This is a genomic window from Streptococcus porcinus, from assembly GCF_900475415.1.
Classification (GTDB): domain Bacteria; phylum Bacillota; class Bacilli; order Lactobacillales; family Streptococcaceae; genus Streptococcus; species Streptococcus porcinus.
This window is the reverse complement of record NZ_LS483388.1, coordinates 866,842-890,005: the sequence shown is the minus strand read 5'-3', so window position 1 is coordinate 890,005 and position 23,164 is coordinate 866,842. Positions and strand designations below refer to the sequence as shown.

The 23,164-nt window shown below is 33.7% G+C and carries 23 protein-coding genes; 1 reads left to right on the top strand and 22 read right to left on the bottom strand.

Annotated features, from left to right (window positions below; all coding sequences use genetic code 11):
* Positions 1-5: 5 nt before the first annotated feature.
* Genes wecB through cpsA form a run of 16 tightly spaced genes read right to left on the bottom strand, consistent with a single transcriptional unit; the run spans position 6 to position 16,960 of the window.
* Positions 6-1,181 (bottom strand): non-hydrolyzing UDP-N-acetylglucosamine 2-epimerase, encoded by a 1,176-nt coding sequence (gene wecB / locus DQM45_RS04425; protein ID WP_003084701.1) that lies wholly within the window; start codon positions 1,179-1,181, stop codon positions 6-8.
* Between the two features lie 18 nt (positions 1,182-1,199).
* Complete coding sequence (locus DQM45_RS04420) at positions 1,200-2,234, bottom strand: polysaccharide biosynthesis protein (protein WP_003084716.1); 1,035 nt, start codon at positions 2,232-2,234, stop codon at positions 1,200-1,202.
* Between the two features lie 16 nt (positions 2,235-2,250).
* Positions 2,251-3,696: a lipopolysaccharide biosynthesis protein gene (locus tag DQM45_RS04415; protein WP_003083055.1), complete on the bottom strand. Its 1,446-nt coding sequence runs from the start codon at positions 3,694-3,696 to the stop codon at positions 2,251-2,253.
* Positions 3,693-4,946, bottom strand: coding sequence for an O-antigen ligase family protein (locus DQM45_RS04410; RefSeq protein ID WP_003085022.1), 1,254 nt, complete (start codon positions 4,944-4,946; stop codon positions 3,693-3,695). Before DQM45_RS04410 ends, DQM45_RS04415 begins: the two co-directional genes overlap by 4 nt.
* Positions 4,924-5,952 (bottom strand): hypothetical protein, encoded by a 1,029-nt coding sequence (locus DQM45_RS04405; RefSeq protein WP_003082779.1) that lies wholly within the window; start codon positions 5,950-5,952, stop codon positions 4,924-4,926. The genes DQM45_RS04410 and DQM45_RS04405 overlap by 23 nt, the downstream gene beginning before the upstream one ends.
* Positions 5,953-5,972: 20 nt before the next feature.
* The gene (locus DQM45_RS04400) at positions 5,973-7,250 is read right to left on the bottom strand and encodes a glycosyltransferase family protein (protein ID WP_003084335.1); all 1,278 of its coding nucleotides are present in this window, start codon (positions 7,248-7,250) and stop codon (positions 5,973-5,975) included.
* 12 nt (positions 7,251-7,262) lie between these two features.
* Complete coding sequence (locus tag DQM45_RS04395; RefSeq protein ID WP_003082768.1) at positions 7,263-8,387, bottom strand: glycosyltransferase; 1,125 nt, start codon at positions 8,385-8,387, stop codon at positions 7,263-7,265.
* Positions 8,388-8,397: 10 nt separating this feature from the next.
* Complete coding sequence (locus DQM45_RS04390) at positions 8,398-8,949, bottom strand: acyltransferase (RefSeq protein ID WP_003083843.1); 552 nt, start codon at positions 8,947-8,949, stop codon at positions 8,398-8,400.
* Positions 8,950-8,955: 6 nt separating this feature from the next.
* Complete coding sequence (locus DQM45_RS04385; RefSeq protein WP_003085942.1) at positions 8,956-10,050, bottom strand: glycosyltransferase family 4 protein; 1,095 nt, start codon at positions 10,048-10,050, stop codon at positions 8,956-8,958.
* A 16-nt stretch (positions 10,051-10,066) separates the two neighbouring features.
* Positions 10,067-10,915 (bottom strand): NAD-dependent epimerase/dehydratase family protein, encoded by an 849-nt coding sequence (locus DQM45_RS04380; RefSeq protein ID WP_003083516.1) that lies wholly within the window; start codon positions 10,913-10,915, stop codon positions 10,067-10,069.
* A gap of 2 nt (positions 10,916-10,917) precedes the next feature.
* Positions 10,918-11,520 carry a sugar transferase gene (locus tag DQM45_RS04375; RefSeq protein ID WP_003085513.1) on the bottom strand — a complete coding sequence of 201 codons (603 nt, stop codon included), beginning with the start codon at positions 11,518-11,520 and terminating at the stop codon, positions 10,918-10,920.
* Positions 11,521-11,522: 2 nt separating this feature from the next.
* The gene (locus DQM45_RS04370; RefSeq protein ID WP_003082683.1) at positions 11,523-13,325 is read right to left on the bottom strand and encodes a polysaccharide biosynthesis protein; all 1,803 of its coding nucleotides are present in this window, start codon (positions 13,323-13,325) and stop codon (positions 11,523-11,525) included.
* Positions 13,326-13,328: 3 nt separating this feature from the next.
* On the bottom strand, positions 13,329-14,057 hold the full coding sequence (locus DQM45_RS04365; RefSeq protein ID WP_003085167.1) for a tyrosine-protein kinase: 729 nt from the start codon (positions 14,055-14,057) through the stop codon (positions 13,329-13,331).
* Positions 14,058-14,067: 10 nt separating this feature from the next.
* Entirely contained in the window at positions 14,068-14,757 is a 690-nt protein-coding gene (locus DQM45_RS04360; protein WP_003082847.1) for a Wzz/FepE/Etk N-terminal domain-containing protein, read from the bottom strand.
* Between the two features lie 8 nt (positions 14,758-14,765).
* Positions 14,766-15,497, bottom strand: coding sequence for a capsular polysaccharide biosynthesis protein Cps4B (gene cps4B, locus DQM45_RS04355; RefSeq protein WP_003083510.1), 732 nt, complete (start codon positions 15,495-15,497; stop codon positions 14,766-14,768).
* Positions 15,494-16,960, bottom strand: a complete 1,467-nt coding sequence (gene cpsA, locus DQM45_RS04350; RefSeq protein ID WP_003085574.1) for an LCP family glycopolymer transferase CpsA — start codon at positions 16,958-16,960, stop codon at positions 15,494-15,496. Before cpsA ends, cps4B begins: the two co-directional genes overlap by 4 nt.
* Positions 16,961-17,214: 254 nt before the next feature.
* On the opposite strand from cpsA, the gene DQM45_RS04345 reads away from it, so the two are divergent.
* Positions 17,215-18,144: a LysR family transcriptional regulator gene (locus tag DQM45_RS04345; protein ID WP_003083286.1), complete on the top strand. Its 930-nt coding sequence runs from the start codon at positions 17,215-17,217 to the stop codon at positions 18,142-18,144.
* A 5-nt stretch (positions 18,145-18,149) separates the two neighbouring features.
* Here DQM45_RS04345 and DQM45_RS04340 read toward each other — a convergent pair whose 3' ends face one another.
* The 6 genes from DQM45_RS04340 to rpiA all read right to left on the bottom strand — a co-directional run bounded on the left by DQM45_RS04340 (position 18,150) and on the right by rpiA (position 23,046).
* Positions 18,150-18,935, bottom strand: a complete 786-nt coding sequence (locus DQM45_RS04340) for a hypothetical protein (RefSeq protein WP_003084367.1) — start codon at positions 18,933-18,935, stop codon at positions 18,150-18,152.
* On the bottom strand, positions 18,928-19,641 hold the full coding sequence (deoD, locus tag DQM45_RS04335) for a purine-nucleoside phosphorylase (protein ID WP_003082760.1): 714 nt from the start codon (positions 19,639-19,641) through the stop codon (positions 18,928-18,930). Before deoD ends, DQM45_RS04340 begins: the two co-directional genes overlap by 8 nt.
* Before the next feature lie 200 nt (positions 19,642-19,841).
* A complete protein-coding gene (locus DQM45_RS04330; protein WP_003083849.1) occupies positions 19,842-20,651 on the bottom strand; it encodes a purine-nucleoside phosphorylase in 810 nt (269 codons plus the stop codon).
* Between the two features lie 15 nt (positions 20,652-20,666).
* A complete protein-coding gene (arsC, locus tag DQM45_RS04325) occupies positions 20,667-21,074 on the bottom strand; it encodes an arsenate reductase (glutaredoxin) (protein WP_003085761.1) in 408 nt (135 codons plus the stop codon).
* A 13-nt stretch (positions 21,075-21,087) separates the two neighbouring features.
* Positions 21,088-22,299, bottom strand: coding sequence for a phosphopentomutase (locus DQM45_RS04320; RefSeq protein WP_003083494.1), 1,212 nt, complete (start codon positions 22,297-22,299; stop codon positions 21,088-21,090).
* A gap of 63 nt (positions 22,300-22,362) precedes the next feature.
* On the bottom strand, positions 22,363-23,046 hold the full coding sequence (gene rpiA, locus DQM45_RS04315; protein ID WP_003085570.1) for a ribose-5-phosphate isomerase RpiA: 684 nt from the start codon (positions 23,044-23,046) through the stop codon (positions 22,363-22,365).
* Positions 23,047-23,164 lie beyond the last annotated feature (118 nt).

Here is a 23,164-nt window from a genome sequence, read left to right as displayed (position 1 = left end):
ATAATCTAATCTTTACGCCAAACCATTTTATTAACAATATTTGTATAAGATTGAATAATTTTTATTACTTTATCTGACACATTTTCATCAACATAATCCGGAACAGGTAGCCCAACATGCTGATTTTTGTTCATTTCAACTGCTACTTCTACAGCTTGAAGTAACCCTTTTTCATCAATTCCAGATAAAACAAATGTTCCTTTGTCTAAAGCCTCTGGACGTTCTGTACTAGTACGAATGCAAACTGCTGGAATAGATTTACCAACTGACGTAAAATAACTTGATTCTTCTGGTAAAGTTCCCGAATCAGATACAACTGCAAAAGCGTTCATTTGTAAACAATTATAATCATGGAAGCCTAACGGTTCGTGTTGAATAACTCTCTTATCTAACTGGAAACCCATTGCTGAAATTTTATTTTTACTACGTGGATGACAAGAATATAATATTGGCATATCATATTTTTCCGCTAGCTTATTTATAGCATTGAATAAACTTAGAAAATTCTTATCAGTATCAATATTTTCTTCCCTGTGTGCAGAAAGAAGAATATATTTCCCTTTCTCAAGGCTAAGCTTTTTATGTATGTCTGAAGTTTGAATTTTAGTTAAATTAGCTTTTAAGACTTCTGCCATTGGAGAGCCTGTAACGTAGGTTCTCTCTTTAGGTAGCCCCGTATCAGCAAGGTATTTTCTCGCATGTTCAGAATAAGCTAGATTAACATCAGAAATAATATCTACAATACGGCGATTAGTTTCTTCTGGAAGACACTCATCTTTACTCCTATTTCCTGCTTCCATATGGAAAATGGGAATATGAAGCCTTTTAGCACCGATGACAGATAAACATGAATTGGTATCTCCTAATACCAAAACTGCATCTGGAGCAATTGTAGACATTAAATCATAACTTTCTGAAATAATATTTCCCATTGTAGCACCTAGATGCTCACCCACCGCATTAAGGTAAACGTCTGGTTCTTCTAAATCTAAATCTTTAAAGAATACTTCATTAAGATTGTAATCATAATTTTGACCCGTATGGGCTAGGATAACATCAAAATATCGTCTAGATTTTTTTATCACCTCAGAAAGCCTAATTATTTCTGGACGAGTTCCAACAATTATTAAAAGCTTTAACTTGTCATTATCCTTCCAACTTAGCATTTCGTATTTACTCATTTGATAGTATCCTCTAACTCACTCTTCTCTTAGTCTTTCTTGAATATAAGAAAGTGCAGCAATTTTTTCTTTAGTTTCCTCAAGATTTAACAACTGAGTATTATGACTATTAAATTCCGTTAGTTCAATTCTTTCTGTATCACCTTCATTAAAATATTTATCATAATTTAAACCACGTTTATCACTTGGAACACGATAGAAATCACCCATATCAATAGCGTTAGCACACTCTTCATTTGTCAAAAGAGTCTCATACATTTTTTCTCCATGACGAATTCCAATGACCTTAATATCCTCTAGCTGACCGCCAAACAGTTTCATCACTGCCTTTGCTTGCGTTTCAATAGTACAAGCAGGAGCTTTTTGTACCAAAATATCACCTGAAACCGCGTTTTCAAATGCAAAAAGAACTAAATCAACCGCTTCATCTAAAGACATTATAAAACGAGTCATTGTTGGTTCCGTAATAGTTATTGCATTTCCAGCTTTTATTTGATCAATCCACAGTGGAATAACTGATCCCCTACTACACATAACATTCCCATAGCGAGTACATGAAATCTTAGTGTCTTTACTTTGTCTGGCCTTTGCAACAACTACTTTTTCCATCATCGCTTTAGATGTTCCCATTGCGTTTACTGGGTAAGCTGCCTTATCAGTAGATAAACAAACAACATTCTCCACTTTTGCTTCAATTGCAGCATTTAAAACATTTTCTGTCCCTAAAACATTTGTTTTTACGGCCTCAATTGGGAAAAATTCACAAGATGGTACTTGTTTCAAAGCAGCCGCATGAAACACATAGTCTACACCAACCATGGCAGTACGCACAGAATTAATATCTCTCACGTCTCCAAGATAAAATTTAATCTTATCAGCAAAAGCTGGATATTTCACTTGATACTTATGGCGCATATCATCTTGTTTTTTTTCATCACGTGAGAAAATTCTAATCTCCCCAATATCTGATGTCAAAAATCTATCTAATACAGCATTACCAAAAGAACCTGTACCACCAGTGATGAGTAACGTTTTATTTAAAAATAGTGACATGATATTCTCCTCGTTTTTATTTTTTTATCTTTAAATCATATTGCTCGTATATCTTTTTAGAAATTACTAAGATAACAGCTGAAAATATTATAATCAAACAGTACCTTGCTAATGTATTTTTGTACACAACAATTCCGAATAAAATTACTGTAGCTGTTGCAATTGAAATTTTTAATAGATACGAATCATCATATATTTGAGTAATGTGTTTATTATTTTTTATAATTAATTTTTTAGACCAATAATATTGGAGGTAGGCCAAAATAATATATGAAACCATAGTGGTATATGCAGCAGCAACATATCCAAATAACTGTATCAAAATATAATTACCAATAATATTTACTATAGAAGCTATTATTGCAGGGTACATAACATATTTTGTATTTTTATAATATATCGCTAAGTTTGAGTATATATTGGATAATGTTGTAAAATAAACCCCAGCTGCTATCGGTGGCATTATATATATTGACTGATAGTATTCACTTGTTGCTAACACTTTAATAATTTCTGGTGCAAAATAGGTCATTAAAATTGCAACGAGAGAAAACAGAATCATTAAGTATGTTGATATTTGTTTAATAGCTCTATTATTAACTCCAATATTTTGAAATAAATATGGTATAAATGAAGCGTTTATTGCTTGCCAAACTAATAACGAAAGTGAACTTACTGTATATAGAATGCTGTAAATACCAACGGCACTATTATTAACAAGTTTACTTATCAAAAGTCTATCAGATACATTTAATACCTGCCCAGCAATTGAGTACCCTACTAACGGGATACTTAAAGTTAATGAATTTATCCAATATTCTTTATTATAAAAAACTTTTCCTCTAAAGAATATTATCAACCAAATAACAAAACAGAAACAAACACTAACTGTATAATTAGTCAAAATGCGTAATTCACCTAAATATTTGTAATGTTGAAATTTCAATACTATTACAACAGAAGCTATTGAAGTAAGTAGTGCAGATAATATTGATACAAACCCAGATAGTTTGTATTTATATTCAAAACGTTGCCTTGCTAACCAAAAATCATATGCAGGAGCAAAAAGAAAGGTAATAAACATCATTAATAATAAATTATGAGATAAACCGGTAATCCTCTGCCAAAAACTTTGTTTAAAATAATAAATTAAAAATAAACAAAGACTTACCAATGATGTCAATGTTAATATTGAAGATTGGTACTCATCTCTTGAGTTTGCATATTCCTTCATTGCAATTGCGAAGCCACCTGAAGTTAATGATAACGTAGTAACAACACTTAACATTGCGTACCATGAGTTATACAGATTTACGATTCCAATCTGATCACTACTCATTATACGAGTAAAAATAGGTACAGTAATAATTGCTAAACCTCTGGTAAAAATGGTAGAAATCGTATACACTACTGCTGAAACCATCGCTTCAGGAAGCCTTTTTTTATAAAATAATTTTATCAATTTCTAAACTTTCCTCGTCTATTTGGTAAAATTTGATTAAAAAATTCTTTTTGATACATGAAAAAAATAATCCATGTCGACATAATTGATAAGTGAGGTTCTTTATTAAGGATAATAAAAACAATAATAAGTAAAGTAATTTTTTGTAAATTACTTTGATTTTTATTCTTAAGTATCCCTGAGCACCACCAATATGAATATAAAGCACCAAAAATCCCAAAATAAGCAAGCATTGCAAAAGATGTTGATGTTTGAGAATCAATCTGAAATGCTCTTTTATTTTCAACATAAAGTTTAGTACCTTCAACCAAACCTGCACCAAAAATCGGAAACTTTTGAAAAATTTTAAAATTTAAAATGGGAGACATTAACCTTGTTGATTTTGTTGACCCACTCTCAATCAATTTTGAAAAAATTTTAGGTGAAGATTTCACTAGAAACAAAAGAATTTCATTTTGAAAAAAAAGCACAAAAATAACAAGCAACCATAAAACAATAGGAATAAATATTCTTAAAAACTTATTTTGGATTCTTCTATCAAGAAATAGTAAGAAAATTGGCAATAGTAAAATTATCCCGCCAGTCGACCGTGTAGTAAAAAGTGTAACAATTAGAACTATCATTTTCAAAGTCGAAATTTTCTCTTTGTAAATAGTCTCAAGCATCATTGCAAAAATTAATATTGATGCGAATAAACCTGGTTCCCAAAAAACACTACTATTTCTCCCTATACCGCTAACAAAAAGCTTAGGATAAAAGAATAGTTTATAATCATAATATTGATTAATAGTGATACCAGCAGTTATCGTAGAAGAAGTATGAGGAATCCCCCAAAATTTTATTATAAAAAGGTAAAATAAGGAAATTATTGAAAGTAAAATGGTAACGTTTACAAACGTATTAGCGACAACCTCATTTTCATATTGAGTCACTATATAAAATGCAATAAATACTATAGAAAGAAAAGAAACATAACTCCTATAAGTCTCTAAATTTACCATCATAGTAAGCAAACATGATAAAACTATTATTAGCAACTTAGTTTGAATTTTATTTTTTACAAAGATATTTTTTTTAATAATAAAATAATCAAATAGCAATATCATAAAAACAAATGCTGTAAAATATTGTATTTTCAATTTTAACGGACTGTCAGAAACCTGCAACATATAACCACTATTGATAATGACTAAAAAAATCAAGAATAGTGATTTCAGGATAGATAAATCAAATTTTATTTTTTTTTGCATACCATTTATTCTTGATAGCCTCCTTATTGAATTTTTCAAACTTATTTAACCCAAATAAGTTTTTTATAAAAATAGCTATACTAAATTTTATTCTAGCTTTTAAAGGAAACAATATTATTTTTTCAGTTCTCTTCTCAAACTTTTCATCTAATTTAATCTCACTCGGATGAACTAAGGGAAATTCTAATGGTTTAGTCTTTATTGTACAAAACCTTCTAGTCATTTCATTCGAAAAAGAGTTACCACCATGAATAGAAAATTCATCTACACCAATATTTTCAATCTGATTATATTTAGGACTTATTCCGAAAAGTTCATTTGCTTTAATAGAAAGAGCCATTTGGAAATCCCATGATGCATATGGAAGTCCTTGAGATCGCCTGTACAACTCATACTCCCCACTATTAATTTGTTGCTTAAATAGACTATTATTGAAGTATTGTTTTTTTATCAATTTTAAAGTTTCCTCATTTTCTAAACACTTTAAATCATCATCATAATACTTCGAGAATTTACTGCTCCAAGTAGCCCAACCACAAGGAAATAATTGTTGTGTAAATATGTAACTTTCATTATTTTTAGTTTGGTAATCCTCCAAATAATTTGTTCCACATATCCAAAAAATTTTATCATTATATTTATATTTTTCTAGTAAATCTTTACAATATTCAAAAAAAGTATGCTCAGGTAAATTGTCATCTTCCAAAAAGACAGCCGATTCTTCTCTTTCCAAAACCCACTTGGCACCACCAGCTATATTCTGGAATACACCTCTGTTATTTATAGAAAAATTTGTGATAACTTCACAATCCCAAGTTACTGCATTTATAACATCTTGACGAGTCTGAAGAATAGTTTTTTCTTCTTTTTTGTTGCGTGGTCCATCTCCTATTAAATAAAGTTTTTTAGGTTTAATTTTCTCTAAAACTTTAATAATTTGTAAAACAGTATTAGATCTTTTAAATAAAAATATAGCAATGGGTATATTAAAAAAGTTTTCTTTCATGGTTCCTCACTTGATAATTATTAACTTGGTAAACTAGAATTATTTATTACTTTCAAGAATATCTCTAGTGCTCTCTCTTTACTAAAATTTGACATTGCGTATTCTTTATTATGTTTTGAAATGCTTTTTAATTCATACTCATTCTTTAAAAAAAGCCTATCTAAAGCTTTTTTTAAATTTGAAATCGAGCTAACAGTTTCCGCTAATTTATTTACACTCATAAATTTATACAAATAAATGTCATCTGGACAATATAACAAAATTGGTTTCCCTGTTGATAAATATTCAGGAATTTTAGTTGAAATTGAATATTTAAAAAAATCAGTACTGTTTAAATTAGTAGTCTCAACATGTAGTAAGACATCAGCCTTAGAATAAATTTCTGTTATTTTATCATGTGATACCGATTTATGTAAAATAGTTCTTTTAAGATGAGCAAAACAATATCCATATCTACCTATATTTTCATCGTTAGTATAAATATGTAATCTAATTTTTTCTTTCTCCAAACCCAGGTTTTCAATTACATTTCCCAGCTCAATCAAAGATTTATATCTTCCCAAATGTAAGCCACCCGCATAAATAATATTAAAACACTTAGTGTTTTTTTTGAGATCACAACTGTACTTGGAAATTTCAGTGCTATTCATTATTACGCTATGTTTAATCCCAGTTTCTATAGTGAAATCTTCAGCCATATTTTCACTTATTGCAATACTATTACTACTACGACTATAACATAGAAAGCAATAAGCTCTTAATTTTTTTACATATGAAGAGAGCAACAAGTTATCTTCCCATTGTATTGAGTGAAGCCAATTATCCATATGGTGTATAACGATTGGTACACTATATTTTATAGATAAATCATAGGATAATTTTAAAGCATTCACACTTGCTCCTAAAGTATAAATAACATCAGGTTTAAATTCCTCAATTTTCTCATAAATATAATGGTTGATACAAATCGGAGCTTGATCTGAAAGCAAAGCAATATATTGTCTCAAATAAGAAAAATAACCTCTTTTTGTTTTTCGACTATTGTTATTTTGTTCGCTTTTTTTTATATTTTCATTCAACTTACTTTTACGTAATTTAACTAAACTACTACCTAAACTGAATGATTTATATTTGAGTTTATAAGATTTTATAGGCACCGACTTGTTATTTTCTCCATCCCAAAATAGCTCCATCAAATAATCAGAATCTAGCTCTTCGAAAATTGACCTTAAAGTTATTCCTGTAGCATTTTCTTGATAAATAGAATTGACATTTACAATTAGAATTTTTTTATTCATATATTTCTCCAATTAAGAATTACTAAAGAAACTTTTAAACACTGGTTGTTTAGAAAACTGTCTATAATCAAAAGTTTCTTTTTCAACTTTCATTTCTAATTTAAGATTATCAATTACTTCAGCCACATAGGGGGGGTCTAAAGCATCAAGCAAAACACCATTTATTTGACTGTTAATATAATCAGAAATATTACTTGTTTTATTCGTAATAACTGGCGTTCCACAAGAAACAGACTCTACTAATTTTGTTGGAAAACCTGCATTACTTACAATATCGTTATCTCTGAGAAAAAAGGTATAATTTGCTTTTTTTACAAAATCTAAACTAACTTCGTGCGAGAGCCTACCATGAAAAGATACCTTACTAGTTATTTTGCTTTTTTTAAAACGAGGATAGGTATTTAAGAATTCCTCTTCATTAATACCAATTACATCTAATTTTACTTTTCTAGTTATATACTCTAAAGATGAAACCATTAAATCTAGGTTTTCCTTCTTACCAGGATTTCCTGCATAGACTAATTGAAGTATTTCTTGAGATTTTTGGTAATTATTTACCCATTTTACATCTTCTAAATCACTAAGTACCGGTATACAAATAATATTATTCACATACTCTGCATAGTATTTTTCTAAAAAGGTACTAATTACAATTAACCCATCTAGTTTTTTATGCAATATAGCCATCCTATAAAATGTATCTAAACCCTTTAATATTTTGTTTGGTAGTGAACGACCTTTTGTAGAATACCATTCAGTTACATCCCCATAAATTTTAAAATTATTTACCCTACAGAACATCATTAATCTTTTTAAAACGATTGATGGTAAATTATAACAAATAATATTTTGAATATTATTTGTATATATCACCTTCACTATTGATTCTATGGAAGTTAAGTAGTTAAACCATTGAAAAATTCCCTCAGGATAACGTAATTCATAAGTTTTAAATCCTTCAACTTCTTTTACGGTATTTAAGATATCACTTTCACCTAAAGTTCTATTGACTCCTAAAAATATAACTTCTAATCCAGTTTCTTTTAAAGCTTTTCCATTTGACAAAACTCTATGAGCAGCAGCATTTTTATCTGGAAGTTCAAACCCTCCTATATATAAATACTTGTTATTTGTCATAATTGCCTCGCTAGTATCTTTTCACTTTTGTTTCTTTTGGTTGGTAAATTAAACTATTGTCAGGAAATTCACCTTTAATAACACTCCCTGCAGCGATTATACTATTATCGCCAATGCTGGTACCTCTTAATATAATTGCACCAGCTCCAATCCATACATTTTTACCAATAATGATGGGGCTACTTTTATATTTACCTACTGAAATACCCCCACTAGCTTTGTAGTCATGATCATGGTCATATAATAGTATATTAGGGCCAAACTGAACCCCATTACCGATAACTATTTTCTCGCGAGAAACTATCATGCAGCCATGATTTAAGGAGATGTCATCTCCAATAACCAATTCTGCACCATTTCTTACTCTAATCCTCGATTGACTTCTTTGACGGAAGTTTTTTCCAATTATAATCCTTGCTCCTTTATCAACTGTTAATTCAGAAAAGAGAGACATAAAGATGAGAGGTTTACAGCGAAAAGAGTTATTTCTGATTAATTTTAGGTATCCCATTTTAATTATTGCTGTTGGAAATTCAACAACAGCTCTCAAATATTTATTCATAAATTCTTATTCTAGTACCGTTTGAATATCTTTCATATATTGTTCAACAATAATTTGCCTGTCAAATTCCTTTTCAACTTTTAATCTAGCATTATGCCCAAGTTGCTCTTTTTCAATATGAGTTAAATTTAGGAATTTCTCTACTTTCTCTATTAAATCTTCGCTATTTTTTTGTTTAACCAAGTACCCAGTAATTCCATCATCAATTACTTCTCGACACCCTGGTCGATTTGTTGTGATAATAGGTCGTCCAATCGCAGAAGCTTCTAATAAAACATTAGATAGTCCTTCTGGATAGTAACTTGGATGAAGCAAGCAACTCGTATTTTCTAAAGCTTCTGCGATATCTTTAATCATCCCATGAAAGTAAACAATACCTTTCTCTTGTAATTCCTTGAGTTTATCTTCATATGCTTGTTCGCAAAAACCATAGATATGGAATTCAGTATTTGGATATTTTTTCCTAATATATATTGCTGTATCTAAAAACTGATCAATTCCTTTTTCTTTCATTACACGCGAAACAAAGGCAAATTTTATAGGTAACATATGGGGAAAATCCTTTTCTGCAAATCTGACAAGATTTACTCCAGAACCAGGAATAAGACTAAAGTTATCATTTATTATTTTATTTTCTAAAAAGAATTCTCTATTAGCTGTATTTTGAAAGTAAACTCTATAAATATCTTTGAAGGCATATTTATATAAATTAATAAAAACCGATTGTTTCCAGCTTTTATATTCAACAGCCGTTCCCAATCCTGTAATATTTGCAATGAAAGGAATTTTTAAAGTTTTAGCTGCAATGGCTCCATATATATTAGGTTTGATTGTAAATCCTAGAATGACATTAGGTCTTACTTTTTTTAATAATCTTTTATATGCCTGTATAAGCTGAAGTTCTTCAATTGGATTCATTCCATGACGATTAATACGTATCTCGTGAAAATGACAACCTATTTCTATTAATTCCGGGATTCTAATGCCGTCTGGTGAAGAAATATGAACTTCATAACCTTCTTTTAATAATCTCTCAACAATTTCAAGTCGAGTATTATACACTGTATAATCATGATTTACTAAAAATAATATTTTCTTCAACTTGAGCCTTTCCTAACTATTTTTCTTCCGACCTTCTGATAGACTCTTCATAATCCGCTACATTATAATCAAACACTTCTTGCGACAGTGCTTGATCATAAGTCAGATTCCCAAATAATTTATTGATTTGACTAACCCTATGCATCTTAGGGATAATAGGATTAAATAAAGATATTAGGATTGTATTTTTTCCATTAACCTTCCGAATCATCTTAACCAGTTCACTGGTATTAACGTAGGTGCTATTTTGCGGAAAATGAAGTCCGGATAAATTATGTTCTATTGCTAGTCTGACAAATTCTAATAAATTATCAATATAAATCATACTACGTTGGTTCCCTATTTTCGGGAAAATAGGGGTAACTTTAGCGAGTTTTGACAATCGCGCATAATTTCCTGTAGCCTTTGGTCCATAGACCATTGGTGGACGCATAATAAGAACATTGAAGGTGTCTGATTCTAATGCTTTCAACCCAATCTCTGCAGCCAATTTACTTTTCCCATAATAAGTTGAGGGTTCTTCTTTTGTAGCACGATTAATAATTGACTCTTTACTTCCATAAACACTCATACTACTTAAAAAAATAAACTGTTGAACTCCTGCTTCCTTTGCAAGATTTGCTAATTCTATTGGTAACTCAGTATTAACTTTTTGATACAGATCCGGATCAATCTTTTTTTCGTTTTTATGAACAATAGCAGCCACATGAAAAATACAGTCATAGGGGGTAAAATCAAATTCCCGCCAAGTTGGGCTAATCATGTCTAAAGTATCAACCTTATATTCTCCCTCTGATTGTTGTAACCACTTCTCAAAAGAGGTTCCAATATAAGAATTTGCTCCAGTAATAAGAACTTTTTTCATATCTACTCCTTGTCCTTAGCTCCTGTTCCACCTTCAACAACGCCCTCACTTTTAAGCACACTGACTAGGGTTCCAACAAAACAGTGCGTGTCAAAACAAAAGCTCATTTTATCAACGTAATAACCATCTAGTTTTGCTTTTTCGTTAATTTCCAATTCGTCACGGCCATTAATTTGTGCCCATCCTGTTAACCCAGGAGAAACATCATTAGCATGGTATTTATCACGTTCAGCAATCAAATCGTATTGGTTCCACAAAGCAGGTCGTGGTCCTATGATAGCCATTTCGCCTTTAAAAATATTAAAGAGTTGTGGCAGTTCATCTAGACTAGTTTTTCGCAAAAAGCCACCTACTCGTGTAATCATAGCACTTGGATCTTTTAAGAGATGTGTTGGCATATCGGCAGGTGTGTCGCTATACATGCTTCTAAATTTATAAATCATAAAGTGACTTTTATCTTTTCCAACGCGTTTTTGTTTAAAGAATACAGGTCCTTTTGAATCTATTTTAATAGCAAGAGCAATTCCTAATAATACTGGACTGAGCACGATGATTGCTATACCAGATATGATGATTGCTAATAGACGTTTGATAATTGGATACATCTCTACTCCTGTCTTGCATATTGGATTAAGGTTTCTTTTAGCTCTTTTTCAGATAATTGTTCTAAGTTATTAATAATGTTTTCAACTTCTGAGATTGGTTTTGTGGCTACTTTGCCGACAAAGATTTTATCGTAAATTTGTTCGCTGACGCGTTCTTTGGTGGATAATAATTCTTCGTATAGTTTTTCACCAGGGCGGATGCCTGATTCAACAATCTTGATTTCATCTTCGGTGTGGCCACTTAGTTTAATCACTTTACGGGCTAGATCGACTATTTTAACAGGTTCTCCCATATCAAGGACAAAAACTTCTCCACCTTTTGCTAAGTAACTCGCTTGTATAACCAAACGACTTGCTTCAGGGATAGTCATGAAATAGCGTGTCATTCGGAAGTCCGTAACAGTTAATGGACCACCTTTTTTTATTTGGTCTTTAAATAATGGCACGACACTTCCACGACTGCCTAGAACATTTCCAAAGCGCACAGCGGCAAATTGTGTTTGCCCGGGTTCGTTCAGGCCAGTAACAATCCTTTCTGCAAAGCGTTTAGTTGCTCCCATAACATTTGGTGGATTAACTGCCTTGTCTGTTGATATCATAATGAAAGTAGCTACACCAGCTGCCTTAGTTGCTTCAGCAACATTTTTTGTCCCAAAGATATTGTTTTTCACAGCTTCTCTCGGATTAAATTCCATTAGAGGGACGTGTTTGTGGGCAGCGGCATGGTAAACCATATCAGGCTTATAAGTCGCCATAATCTTAAAAATCAAGTCCCGATCTTGGATATCAGCAATGATTGGAACAATTTCGATAGCGTCTTGATAAGTATCTCTTAACTCGCGATTAATCAGATAAATAGAGTTCTCACCGTGACCAAGTAATACCAATCTTTTGGGATTAAATTTTGAAACCTGACGACAGATTTCAGAACCAATCGAACCGCCTGCACCTGTGACGAGAACCGTTTTACCATTGAAAAAATCTGATAATGACGATTGGTCTAAAACAACTTCTTTTCGACCTAGTAAATCTGCAATGTCAATTTCTTTAAATTTATTTAAGGAAACCTTGCCCATGACAATATTTTCAATACTTGGCATATTGTTTACGGGTACATTTGCGGTACGACAAATATCTAGGATACTTTCTCGCTCTTCCCCTGTTAAACTAGGAATAGCAATGGTCACTTGATTGACTTCATAATCAGCGACAATCCTTGGAATTGCTTGTTTATTTCCTAAAACTTTAATACCATGTAGATAAGTTCCGTGTTTATTGATATCAGCATCAACAATTCCGACAATTTCAAAATCTTTGCCCTTATTTAAAACAGTTTGAATGAAGACGCTTCCTCCTTCACCCGCCCCTACAACTAGCAGGCGTGTTTTAGGATCATTTTTCTTTTTTCGCATGTTAGGATTAAAATCATGATACATGCGCCAAGTCATTCTTGGGATAATCACTAAGAAAGTGCTAAAGAGATACCCCAAAAAGATAAAGCGTCGGCTAAAACTATCAAAATAGAACAAGTCAACTAAATAAGCCATCAGTGAGGCAACAAATAAGTTGACAATAATTTTAAAGATAATTTTATAATCTGTGAAGCGATTGATGATTGAAAAAATCCGAAAGTGGATACCAAGAATAGTATAGACAAAAAGGGTCATCAAAAGAGTTATTACCACTTCACTATTTGTTAAATCTTGACTATAAGCCAACAGGAAATGATATGCCGAAAAATGGGAAACTGTAATCATCAGCACGTCTAAAAAATACAAAATCACTCTTTTTTGACTTCTCTTCATCTATTACTTTCTCTTTCTTGAACTTTTTCTTGCGTGTTTTCTTGGTTTTTCTTTTTTACCATAGTTACCATATGAGCCGTAACTTCCATACGAATCAACTGTATGTTCTACTTTATTTAAGATAACCCCTAAAAATTGAGCACCACTTTGCTCCATTTGCTCTTTAGCTTTTTGCACAAAGCGTCGCTTAATAACACCCGCTTCTGTAACAAGTACTGAGGCATCTGCTTTCTGGGCCACAATCGCCGAATCAATGACTAAACCAATTGGTGGCGTATCGATAATAACATAATCAAACACCTCTTTTAAGGTATCTATCATATAGTTAAAATTGGTATTTTGGAGCAGAGTTGTCGGATTTGGTGGTACCTGTCCTGCAGGGATGATCATCAAATTACTAATATTGGTATGTGAAATGACATGTGATAAATCAGCATTCCCTGATAAATAGTTTGATAGTCCCTCATACTTTTCGTCTGATTTAAAAGTTCCTGACATAACAGAATTACGGATATCTGCATCAATTAATAAAGTTTTAAAACCTGCATTAGCAAATGAAACCGCCAAATTGATTGAACTTGTTGATTTCCCTTCGCCCGGTTGTACAGATGTTAAAACAATTACTCTTAGGTCACGGCCACTAAATTGGATATTGGTCCGGATGGAGTTGTAATATTCTTCTGCTGCTAAATATAAATCTCTTTTTGATCTAATTAAATCTAATTGCGCCATTCTTCACCTCTTACAATTTATCGGTATTTGGAACAGTACCTAATAGGGTCATTCCAAGAACTTCTTCAATATCTTCTGGGCGTTTGATTCGATCATCCAGAACTTCACCAACCACAATAACAACAATTGTCAGCAAAGCACCTAGGAAGAAACCAATAAGTGTATTACGTTGGATGTTAGGTGATGATGGACTGCTTGGAAGCTGTGCTTTTTCCAAAGGCGTTACATCTTGGACTTTGGTCACCTTTTTAATCTTTTCAGATGCCGCTTCGCGAATAGAATTAGCCAAGTCTTTTGCTTCTTGAGGATGGTGATTTGTCACAGAAATAGAGATTACACGAGTATCAGCGGGAACAGTAACAGCAATCATTTTACTTAATTGCTCTGGAGTTAAGGATAAGCCATCACTGGCAATAACATCTTGCATCACATCCCGTGACGTGATGATTTCCTTATAGTCATTTACCAAGTAACCACCCGCTTGCAAGTCAGTAGCTGTAAGGTTGTCTGATTGTTGACGATTGATAACATACAAACGTGTTGTTGAAGTATATGATGGCTTAATCAAGAAAAGTGAGGCCATCAAAGCTAGCACTCCAACAAAAAGTCCCATGAAAAGAATCAAAAATTTCTTATTCCAAAGCTTTTTTAAAAGGCTAAGTACATCAATTTCTATTGATGACTGATCAGTGTTATTCATAATGTCTCCTATAAATATTCATTATTAATCAAAGTTTCAGGATTGGTTTCAAATAAAGCTCGCGCACGTTTAATCCCATATTCTTTTTCTACCAAGCGTCTTGCTTCTTTCATAAAAGGGGGACGTTTTTTTAAATTGTGCATGTCTGACGCGATGCAATGAACTAAGTTCTCATCTAAAAAGTAACTCGCACGTTTTTTAAAAACTTTTAATTTATCGCCAAATAGCTTCGCCTTAAGGACATGCGAGCTATTAATTTGTGTGTAGCACCCCATATTAATCAACTCTTTGACACGGTCTTTATTAAAGGCGAGAGCATCATAACGTTCGATGTGAGCAATAACAGGCGTAATTCCTAACATAATAACTTGAGCAAGAGCAGTATGAATCTCTTTCCAAGGTGTAGCCATTGAGAATTCAATTAATGCAAAGCGAGTACCGTTCATGGTTGGTACTAACCTGTTTTCTAATTTTTCAAGAATATCATGTGTATAATAGAGCTCACCACCATACAGTAAGGTTAAATCTGGGAACTTCTTTTCAGCTTCACGTTTTACTTGTAAAAATTTGTTAGCAATATCATCTTCAGGCGTTTCGAACATTCCTTTGCGACGATGGGATGTCGACACAATAGTCCGCACACCCTGTCTGTAACTTTCTTCAATTAAGGATAGACTTTCATCTATCGTCAGTGGACCATCGTCCACATCGAAAACGATGTGGGAATGGATATCGATCATTGATTACCCTCCATTGTTGCTCTAATAGCATCTTTTGCTTGGTTAAGGCTGGCATCATCTAACTTGTACATATATAAAGCCGATCCTGGCATCGCATAAGATTGTAATTCTCCTGTTGAGCCAATACCTGTAACATCTTGTGATTCAACAGAAAATTGAGCATTATCTTCTAATTGACTATTTGCAATTGTCATCATTTGATTAAGGCTTAGATTAGTTTGAACTGAGTTTTGAATGCCTGTAATGATAGAACTTGCTTGATTTGGTGATTTGATACTACTTAGTTTATTAATAATAGCAGTCACAACTCGTTCTTGATTTTTACCACGATCATTATCCCCACCTTCAAGGGCATGCCGTTCACGAACAAATACCAGAGCTTGTTTTGAATTTAAAGAGATTCTTCCCTTTGGAAAATCAATGCCACCTGCTGAGAAGGCTGTGTCATTTTGAACTTCAATTCCGCCCAATAAATCAATCAGCTCTGCAAAAGTAGTGAAATTAATCCGAGCATAATTATCAATTTTAATATCATAAAGATTTTCTAACGTTTTCATCGATGTTTCAACGCCATAGATTCCAGCATGGGTCAATTTGTCGAACTGGTTACCACCACCATCAGGAATCTTAACATAAGAATCACGTGGTGTCGTTGTGAGCAGCACCTTGTGTGTATTCATGTTGACGGTCATAATAATATTTACATCTGAACGAGAAACGGTTGAAATTGGACCATAAGTATCAATACCGCTAATATAAAGATTATAAACCCCAGATTTATTAACCGGTTTTTGTGAATTTGGAATAGCTTTTTTGATTTTATAAGAATAGATAGTTTTGACTTTATCTGCAAAGTTAGCGTCGTTTTGTTCTAGCAAAGCCACATAGGCGCTGTTCATCACCATCGCTTCTGTATTACCGGATTGAATATCTTCATAAGCATTCTGGTAAGAATTAACTTCTTTTGTTGCCAAATCGACATTTTTATCACTCTTCAAATGACTTAACAACTTCTTAATATTTGACTGGTCCATCTTTAGTGGAGCTTCAACTGTTTTTAAGGTCTCAACTGAAGAGATAGAACTATTTTTAGGAACAACAATAGACATTTCTACCTCTGAAAAAGAAGCCGTTTTGTTTAATTGTGCTGTTAAATCAATAGTTGACTTAAAGGTGAAAAGGACAAGTGCTAAAGCAATATTAGCAATAATCATCCCCAACATAGTTAACCATTTTGCTTTTTTACTAATAATCAAAAACAGTGTCAGAAAAAAAAGAGCACTTAAGGCCACACCAATGATTATGTTTAAATGACGAAAAGCTAAAAAGTTATAAGTATACATCATAAAAGCCACAGTGAGCGATAATAACGTATAGAGTATAAATAATGCAACATTTATAACTGTAAAGGTTCCATTTCCTTTAGGTTTTACACGTTTTTGACGTCTTGACGATTCTGTCATGATTTTTTGTCTCCGAATTCTTTGAAATACACAGAAATATAGCTCAATTATAGCATTTTCAAATTTAGATTGCAATTTCTAGAAACATCATTTTACTATAATTTTTAATCTTTTTAGCGCTTTCTCTAATCTAAATTAAATATAACTGAAAATACAGATATTTATAATTATTCCAATAAGCCTATTATCAAGCCATGCATGACCCTTTCCTTTCTTTACTTGAAACTTTAAAGCATTTAAGATAGACTGTCATTATGAGATTACAACAATTACATTACATTATAAAAATCGTTGAATGTGGCTCCATGAACGAAGCTTCTAAGCAATTATATATTACTCAGCCCAGCCTCTCTAATGCTGTCAAAGACTTAGAAAACGAAATGGGAATTGCTATTTTTAACCGAACTCCCAAAGGTATCACCTTAACAAAAGATGGTGTTGAATTTTTATCCTATGCCAGACAAATTGTAGAGCAGACATCACTCTTAGAAGACCGTTATAAGAATCATAACAGTAATAGAGATTTTTTCAGCGTCTCTTCTCAACATTATGCCTTTGTCGTCAACGCTTTTGTTTCCCTATTAAAAAAAACAGACATGTCACAATATGAGCTCTTCCTTAGAGAAACAAGAACCTGGGAAATTATTGATGATGTTAAAAATTTTAGATCTGAAATCGGAGTTCTTTTCCTTAATGATTATAACCGGGATGTTTTATCAAAGCTACTCGAAGAAAGTCACTTGACTGCCCATATCCTTTTTAAGACACACCCCCATATTTTTGTTAGCAAAGAGCATCCTTTAGCTAACAAAGCCTGCCTTTCTTTTGATGACTTAGAAGCTTACCCTTACCTGTCCTATGATCAGGGCTTACATAATTCCTTCTACTTCTCTGAAGAAATGATGGCTAATGTACCACACGACAAGTCTATTGTCGTGAGTGACAGAGCTACACTTTTTAATTTGATGATTGGTTTGCATGGTTATACTGTAGCAAGTGGGGTCTTGAACAGCCAACTCAATGGTAACCAAATAATAGCCATCCCTCTTGATATGCCAGATATTATCGATATTGTCTATATCAAACATGAACAAGCAAATCTTTCTAAAATGGGTGAAAGATTCATTGATTATTTAAAAGACGAAGTCAAATTTACCCAACCAAACATGCAAAAAGAACAGTAGAAAAACTACTGCTCTTTTTCATTGTTAAGACCTTCTTCAATTAAAAGATTGATTTGATCGAAATAAAAAGGCTCTCGCTGATAGATTACACCTGCATAGGTTGCTAACTCAATAATCTTTTCTAAAAAAACTTGAGAAGAGAACTTCGTCGTACGGTATAACTCTTCTTCATCAAAGGCTTTTATAAGATGAGCTAGTGGATTACGAACCGATTTTTCAAATTGTCGTAAGGTTTTAATTGTCTCCTTAATCTCATGCGGTAAGTCGGATAGGATTAAAAGATCCGTCAGACTCCGAGATGTGATGTTCCGACTCTGTCTGTGAGACAAATAGGCTTGAAAAATTGGGAGATTTGCATCTTGCATTTTTTGGAAATCCCAAGTATCATATTGATCATTTTTAGAGTCATTAATAAATGTGTCAAAAGACGGAATTTCTTTTTGAATTAAGGTTAAGAAAAGACGGTAAAGAATCGGTGAGACAGCTCTCACAAAATCAATAATATCACCATTTTTTACCTTAACTTCCAAATCCAAAATATAATTGGCGATTTGTTCCTTCTCTAAGTCCTCATTCATAACAAATATGACCTGATATTTAGCTTGTAACTTTTTTAATCTGTCTTGATTGGCAATTATAAAAGACAGATTTAGTTCCCGTCTTTCTTTTAAGAGCTCTAACAAGAATAAAGAATCAGGATTAATACTAGAGACTTCTTTCGCAATTTTAAAGGCGTGATTATAAGCATAGACATCCAAAAGGATGTCTATTGTTTTTCTAAGTTCAGTCATTTGCAATGAGAGTTTCTAGTCCTACCTGCATCATATCTGTAAAGGTAGTTTGACGCTCTTGTGCACTAGTGTCCTCTGTTGGATCATTTAAATTATCAGAAATTGTCATGATACCCAAGGCTTTTACATGGTGTTGAGCAGCCAAGTAATAAAGAGCGGCAGCTTCCATTTCAATAGCTTTAACTCCTAATTTTCCAAGAGCCATATTTCGCTCAGGCATATTAGAATAAAAAACATCCGAAGAAAGCACATTACCAACATGAGTGGTCATACCCAGTTTTCTAGCAATGTGATAAGCTTTGTCTAAAAGACCAAAGTCCGCAATTTGAGGAAAATCGAATTCAGGGAAGTCATTACGAATGATACTAGAATTAGTTGCAGCGGCTTGGGCAAGAACTAACTCACGAACGTGCACTTCTGGATCAATTGCCCCAGCAGTTCCAACACGAATCAAAGTCTTAACACCATAGTCAACAATCAACTCACGCGCGTAGATGGAAATTGATGGCATCCCCATCCCGGTCCCCATAACAGAGACACGGTGACCTTTATATGTTCCAGTGTAACCAAGCATACCACGGATTTCATTAAAACATACGGCATCTTCTAAAAAATTTTCAGCGATAAATTTAGCACGTAAAGGATCACCAGGCAATAAAATTTTATCAGCAATTTGACCCTTCTCCGCAGAAATGTGAATAGACATAATATGATAACACTAAGGGTCTTAAGAGGACCTAGTCAAAATCGGGAAGTTATTTTGAAGCTTCTGCTTCTAAGCATCTTCTCTTTTTTAACACAGTCCTTAATCTGAGGGCAAATTAATGACCTCAATACCCTTGCCTTTCTTTTTTAGTTTATCTTTTAAGTAAAATATAGTTTATTTCAGTTGATGATGAATGCATTTTACAATTCAGAAAGAATCGCTTTTACTAAGCCTTTGAAATCTTCCTTAATATGTTCAGTAACCGTTACAACTTCCTCATGGTTTAACTCAGTCTGAAAGCCAGCAGCAAAGTTAGTAATAGCTGAAATACCCAAAACTTTCATACCAGAATGAGCAGCAACAATAACCTCAGGAACCGTTGACATACCTACAGCATCTGCCCCCATCATTTTGAAGGCACGGATTTCCGCAGGTGTTTCATAAGTTGGTCCTGTTACTCCGAGATAAACACCACCTTCAAGCTTAATGCCAAGAGACTCTGCTACTTTGTTTGCTTTTTGACGATATTCAGCAGTGTAAGCATCTGACATATCTGGGAATCTTGGGCCAAATTCCTCAAGATTTTCCCCCATTAATGGGTTATTCCCTGTCATATTGATATGATCTGTAATCGCCATCAAAGTTCCTGGGCCATAACCGATACCTCCGGCAGCATTAGTGACAATAACGCCTTCACAGCCTAGAGCTTTCATAACACGAACTGGGAAGGTAACCACTTCTAAAGGATTTCCTTCATAAAAATGGAAACGACCTTGCAAGGCAATAACTTTACGACCTGACAAATCACCATATACTAATTTGCCTGCATGACCAACTACAGTTGATTTCCCCCAGTTAGGAATATCATTATAATCAATCACAATAGCATTTTCGATTTCATTAGCTAATTCTCCCAGACCAGATCCTAAAATAAGACCAAAGTCTGGGGCTTGAACACCTTTAAAGGTTAAAAAATCTCTTGTTTCGTTAATTTTTGTCATTATAGACATGTTTGTCTCTCCTTTTTATTTTGGTTGAACAACTTGACCATCTTCCTTAGTAAAAGGACTCGGTAACCTCACTGGTAAAATATCGAGTAGTACTTCTGAGGGACGACAAAGTTTCACTCCTTTTGAAGTAACCACAATTGGACGATTAATCAAAATCGGATCTGCCATCATAGCATCAAGTAATTGGGAATCCGACTTAGTAGCGTCCGCAAGATGGTGCTTCTCAAACTCGGGAACATTTATTCTTACCAAGTCCCGCACTTGAATCCCCATAGCTCTAATTAATCCTTGTAATTCTTCTCTAGTTGGTGGGGTAACTAAATATTCTATTACTTCTGGATCAAGACCTGCATGCTTAATCATGGCTAAGACATTTCGCGAGGTCCCACAATTAGGGTTGTGATAAATTCTTACTTTTCTCATAATCCTAGAGTCATTAGACTAGATCTGAGAGGAATGATTGACCAATCATAGCTGTCTCGACACCAAAGTTTTCAGCAATTGTAGCTGAAATGTCCGCAAAGTGCCCTTGTGGTATCACTCCATTTCCTTTAAATGATGGAGAGTAAGCCAATAAAGGAATATACTCACGTGTATGATCTGTTCCTACATAAGTTGGGTCATTACCATGATCTGCTGTAATTAATAGAAGGTCATCTTCTTTCATATGTTCCATGATTTCCGGTAGACGATTATCAAATTCTTGTAAACAATCACGATAGCCTTCTGTATCACGACGGTGTCCATACATGGCATCAAAGTCAACAAGGTTCGTGAAGGACATTCCTTTTTCAAATTCAGGTAACTGCAATGTCTTAATGAGTGTATCTACACCATGACTATTCGATTTATTATGACCCATATCGTTGGTAATACCAGAACCATTGAAGATGTCGTTGATTTTACCTACTGCATAGGTTGAAATACCAGCATTGGCCAAATTATTAAGAACTGTATCTTGGAAAGGTGATACTGCATAATCATGACGATTTGAAGTTCGTGTGAAATGACCTGGTTCTCCAATATAAGGACGAGCAATAATACGACCTAACAGCGCTGGACGTTCTAAAGTGATTGAGCGGGCATACTCACAGATTTTATATAATTCTTCAAGTGGAATAATATCTTCATGTGCTGCAATCTGTAAAACAGGGTCTGCTGAAGTATAGATAATCAATTCCCCAGTTTCCATCTGACGGGGTCCAAAATCATCAATAACTGCCGTTCCAGAGTAAGGTTTATTAGCTTCACGAATAACTTTACGCCCAGAAAACTCTTCTATTTTGGTTAAAATTTCTTCAGGGAAGCCATTCCAAAACGTGTCAAAAGGCTCTGTAATGTTCAAGCCCATAATTTCCCAGTGGCCTGTCATCGTATCTTTACCTAATGATACTTCTTCCAATTTGGTCACGTAACCAATTGGATTTTCTTCTTTCGCAACCGTTTTCAAAGGATTCTCACGAGGAATATTTCCTAAACCAATTTTAGCCATGTGGGGCACATCTAAACCGACTTTTTCTGAAATGTGGCCTAAAGTATCAGATGAGGTATCTGCAACACCAGCATTAAAGAACTTATCAGAATCAGGAGCTGCTCCAACTCCGACGGAATCAAGTACAACTAAATGAATACGATTAAATTTGGACATTTTGTCTCCATTCTATGGGAGGTTACGGTTGGCTCCCAAAAACCTATAAAATGATGAACGAATTTAATTTTTGACAGGTGCTTCAAGAACTTGGACACCATCTTTACCAGCAACAATGACTTTATTAACCATACCGTTAAACAAACCGTGCTCCACAACACCTACAGTAGCATCAAGTATCTCAGCAAATGCAAAAGGATCCTCAATGCACTTCATATCTAAATCGATAATGTAGTTTTGCATATCTGTCACTAGTTTTTGTCCATCTTTCATACGAAAGGAAGGACAGTAACCAGCTTTTTCGAAAACACGACAAAGCCGCTCTGAACCGTATTGAACTACTTCAACAGGGACTTTAAAAGCTCCCAGATGTTCAACCATTTTTGACTCATCAACAACCCAAATATAGTCCTTTGTTGGGGTAGCAACGATTTTTTCCATTAACAGAGCGGCACCGCCACCTTTAATGCCATTAAAGGCTTTATCAACCTCGTCAGCACCGTCAACAGTAACATCTATGACGTCAATATCATCAACTGATTTTAAAGGAATGCCTAGCTCTTGCGCCTGTTTAGTGGTCCTACTGGAAGTAGTGACACCAACAATTTGCAAGCCCTCCTCCTTAACCCGACGACCCACTTCTTCGACAAAGTAATAAGCCGTCGAACCAGTCCCCAAACCGACTGTCATACCGTCTTTGACATATTGCGCAGCAGTAACACCGGCAATTTTCTTAAGTGCTTCCATGTTTCCTCCTGAATAGTTTTGCATGTTGGAATTATATTATATCATGAAAGCGCCAACTTGTTAATGAGATTCCCATTTTTTTCCTAATTTTTAAATAGCACCGCTAAGAGCTGTTTGA

Excerpts from the sequence above, each read along its gene's own strand:
- wecB (WP_003084701.1), bottom strand. The coding sequence starts at position 1,181 with ATGAGTAAATACGAAATGCTAAGTTGGAAGGATAATGACAAGTTAAAG.
- DQM45_RS04420 (WP_003084716.1), bottom strand. The coding sequence starts at position 2,234 with ATGTCACTATTTTTAAATAAAACGTTACTCATCACTGGTGGTACAGGT.
- DQM45_RS04410 (WP_003085022.1), bottom strand. The coding sequence starts at position 4,946 with ATGCAAAAAAAAATAAAATTTGATTTATCTATCCTGAAATCACTATTC.
- DQM45_RS04405 (WP_003082779.1), bottom strand. The coding sequence starts at position 5,952 with ATGAAAGAAAACTTTTTTAATATACCCATTGCTATATTTTTATTTAAA.
- DQM45_RS04400 (WP_003084335.1), bottom strand. The coding sequence starts at position 7,250 with ATGAATAAAAAAATTCTAATTGTAAATGTCAATTCTATTTATCAAGAA.
- DQM45_RS04395 (WP_003082768.1), bottom strand. The coding sequence starts at position 8,387 with ATGACAAATAACAAGTATTTATATATAGGAGGGTTTGAACTTCCAGAT.
- DQM45_RS04390 (WP_003083843.1), bottom strand. The coding sequence starts at position 8,949 with ATGAATAAATATTTGAGAGCTGTTGTTGAATTTCCAACAGCAATAATT.
- DQM45_RS04380 (WP_003083516.1), bottom strand. The coding sequence starts at position 10,915 with ATGAAAAAAGTTCTTATTACTGGAGCAAATTCTTATATTGGAACCTCT.
- DQM45_RS04375 (WP_003085513.1), bottom strand. The coding sequence starts at position 11,520 with ATGTATCCAATTATCAAACGTCTATTAGCAATCATCATATCTGGTATA.
- DQM45_RS04370 (WP_003082683.1), bottom strand. The coding sequence starts at position 13,325 with ATGAAGAGAAGTCAAAAAAGAGTGATTTTGTATTTTTTAGACGTGCTG.
- DQM45_RS04365 (WP_003085167.1), bottom strand. The coding sequence starts at position 14,057 with ATGGCGCAATTAGATTTAATTAGATCAAAAAGAGATTTATATTTAGCA.
- DQM45_RS04360 (WP_003082847.1), bottom strand. The coding sequence starts at position 14,757 with ATGAATAACACTGATCAGTCATCAATAGAAATTGATGTACTTAGCCTT.
- cps4B (WP_003083510.1), bottom strand. The coding sequence starts at position 15,497 with ATGATCGATATCCATTCCCACATCGTTTTCGATGTGGACGATGGTCCA.
- cpsA (WP_003085574.1), bottom strand. The coding sequence starts at position 16,960 with ATGACAGAATCGTCAAGACGTCAAAAACGTGTAAAACCTAAAGGAAAT.
- DQM45_RS04345 (WP_003083286.1), top strand. The coding sequence starts at position 17,215 with ATGAGATTACAACAATTACATTACATTATAAAAATCGTTGAATGTGGC.
- DQM45_RS04340 (WP_003084367.1), bottom strand. The coding sequence starts at position 18,935 with ATGACTGAACTTAGAAAAACAATAGACATCCTTTTGGATGTCTATGCT.
- deoD (WP_003082760.1), bottom strand. The coding sequence starts at position 19,641 with ATGTCTATTCACATTTCTGCGGAGAAGGGTCAAATTGCTGATAAAATT.
- DQM45_RS04330 (WP_003083849.1), bottom strand. The coding sequence starts at position 20,651 with ATGTCTATAATGACAAAAATTAACGAAACAAGAGATTTTTTAACCTTT.
- arsC (WP_003085761.1), bottom strand. The coding sequence starts at position 21,074 with ATGAGAAAAGTAAGAATTTATCACAACCCTAATTGTGGGACCTCGCGA.
- DQM45_RS04320 (WP_003083494.1), bottom strand. The coding sequence starts at position 22,299 with ATGTCCAAATTTAATCGTATTCATTTAGTTGTACTTGATTCCGTCGGA.
- rpiA (WP_003085570.1), bottom strand. The coding sequence starts at position 23,046 with ATGGAAGCACTTAAGAAAATTGCCGGTGTTACTGCTGCGCAATATGTC.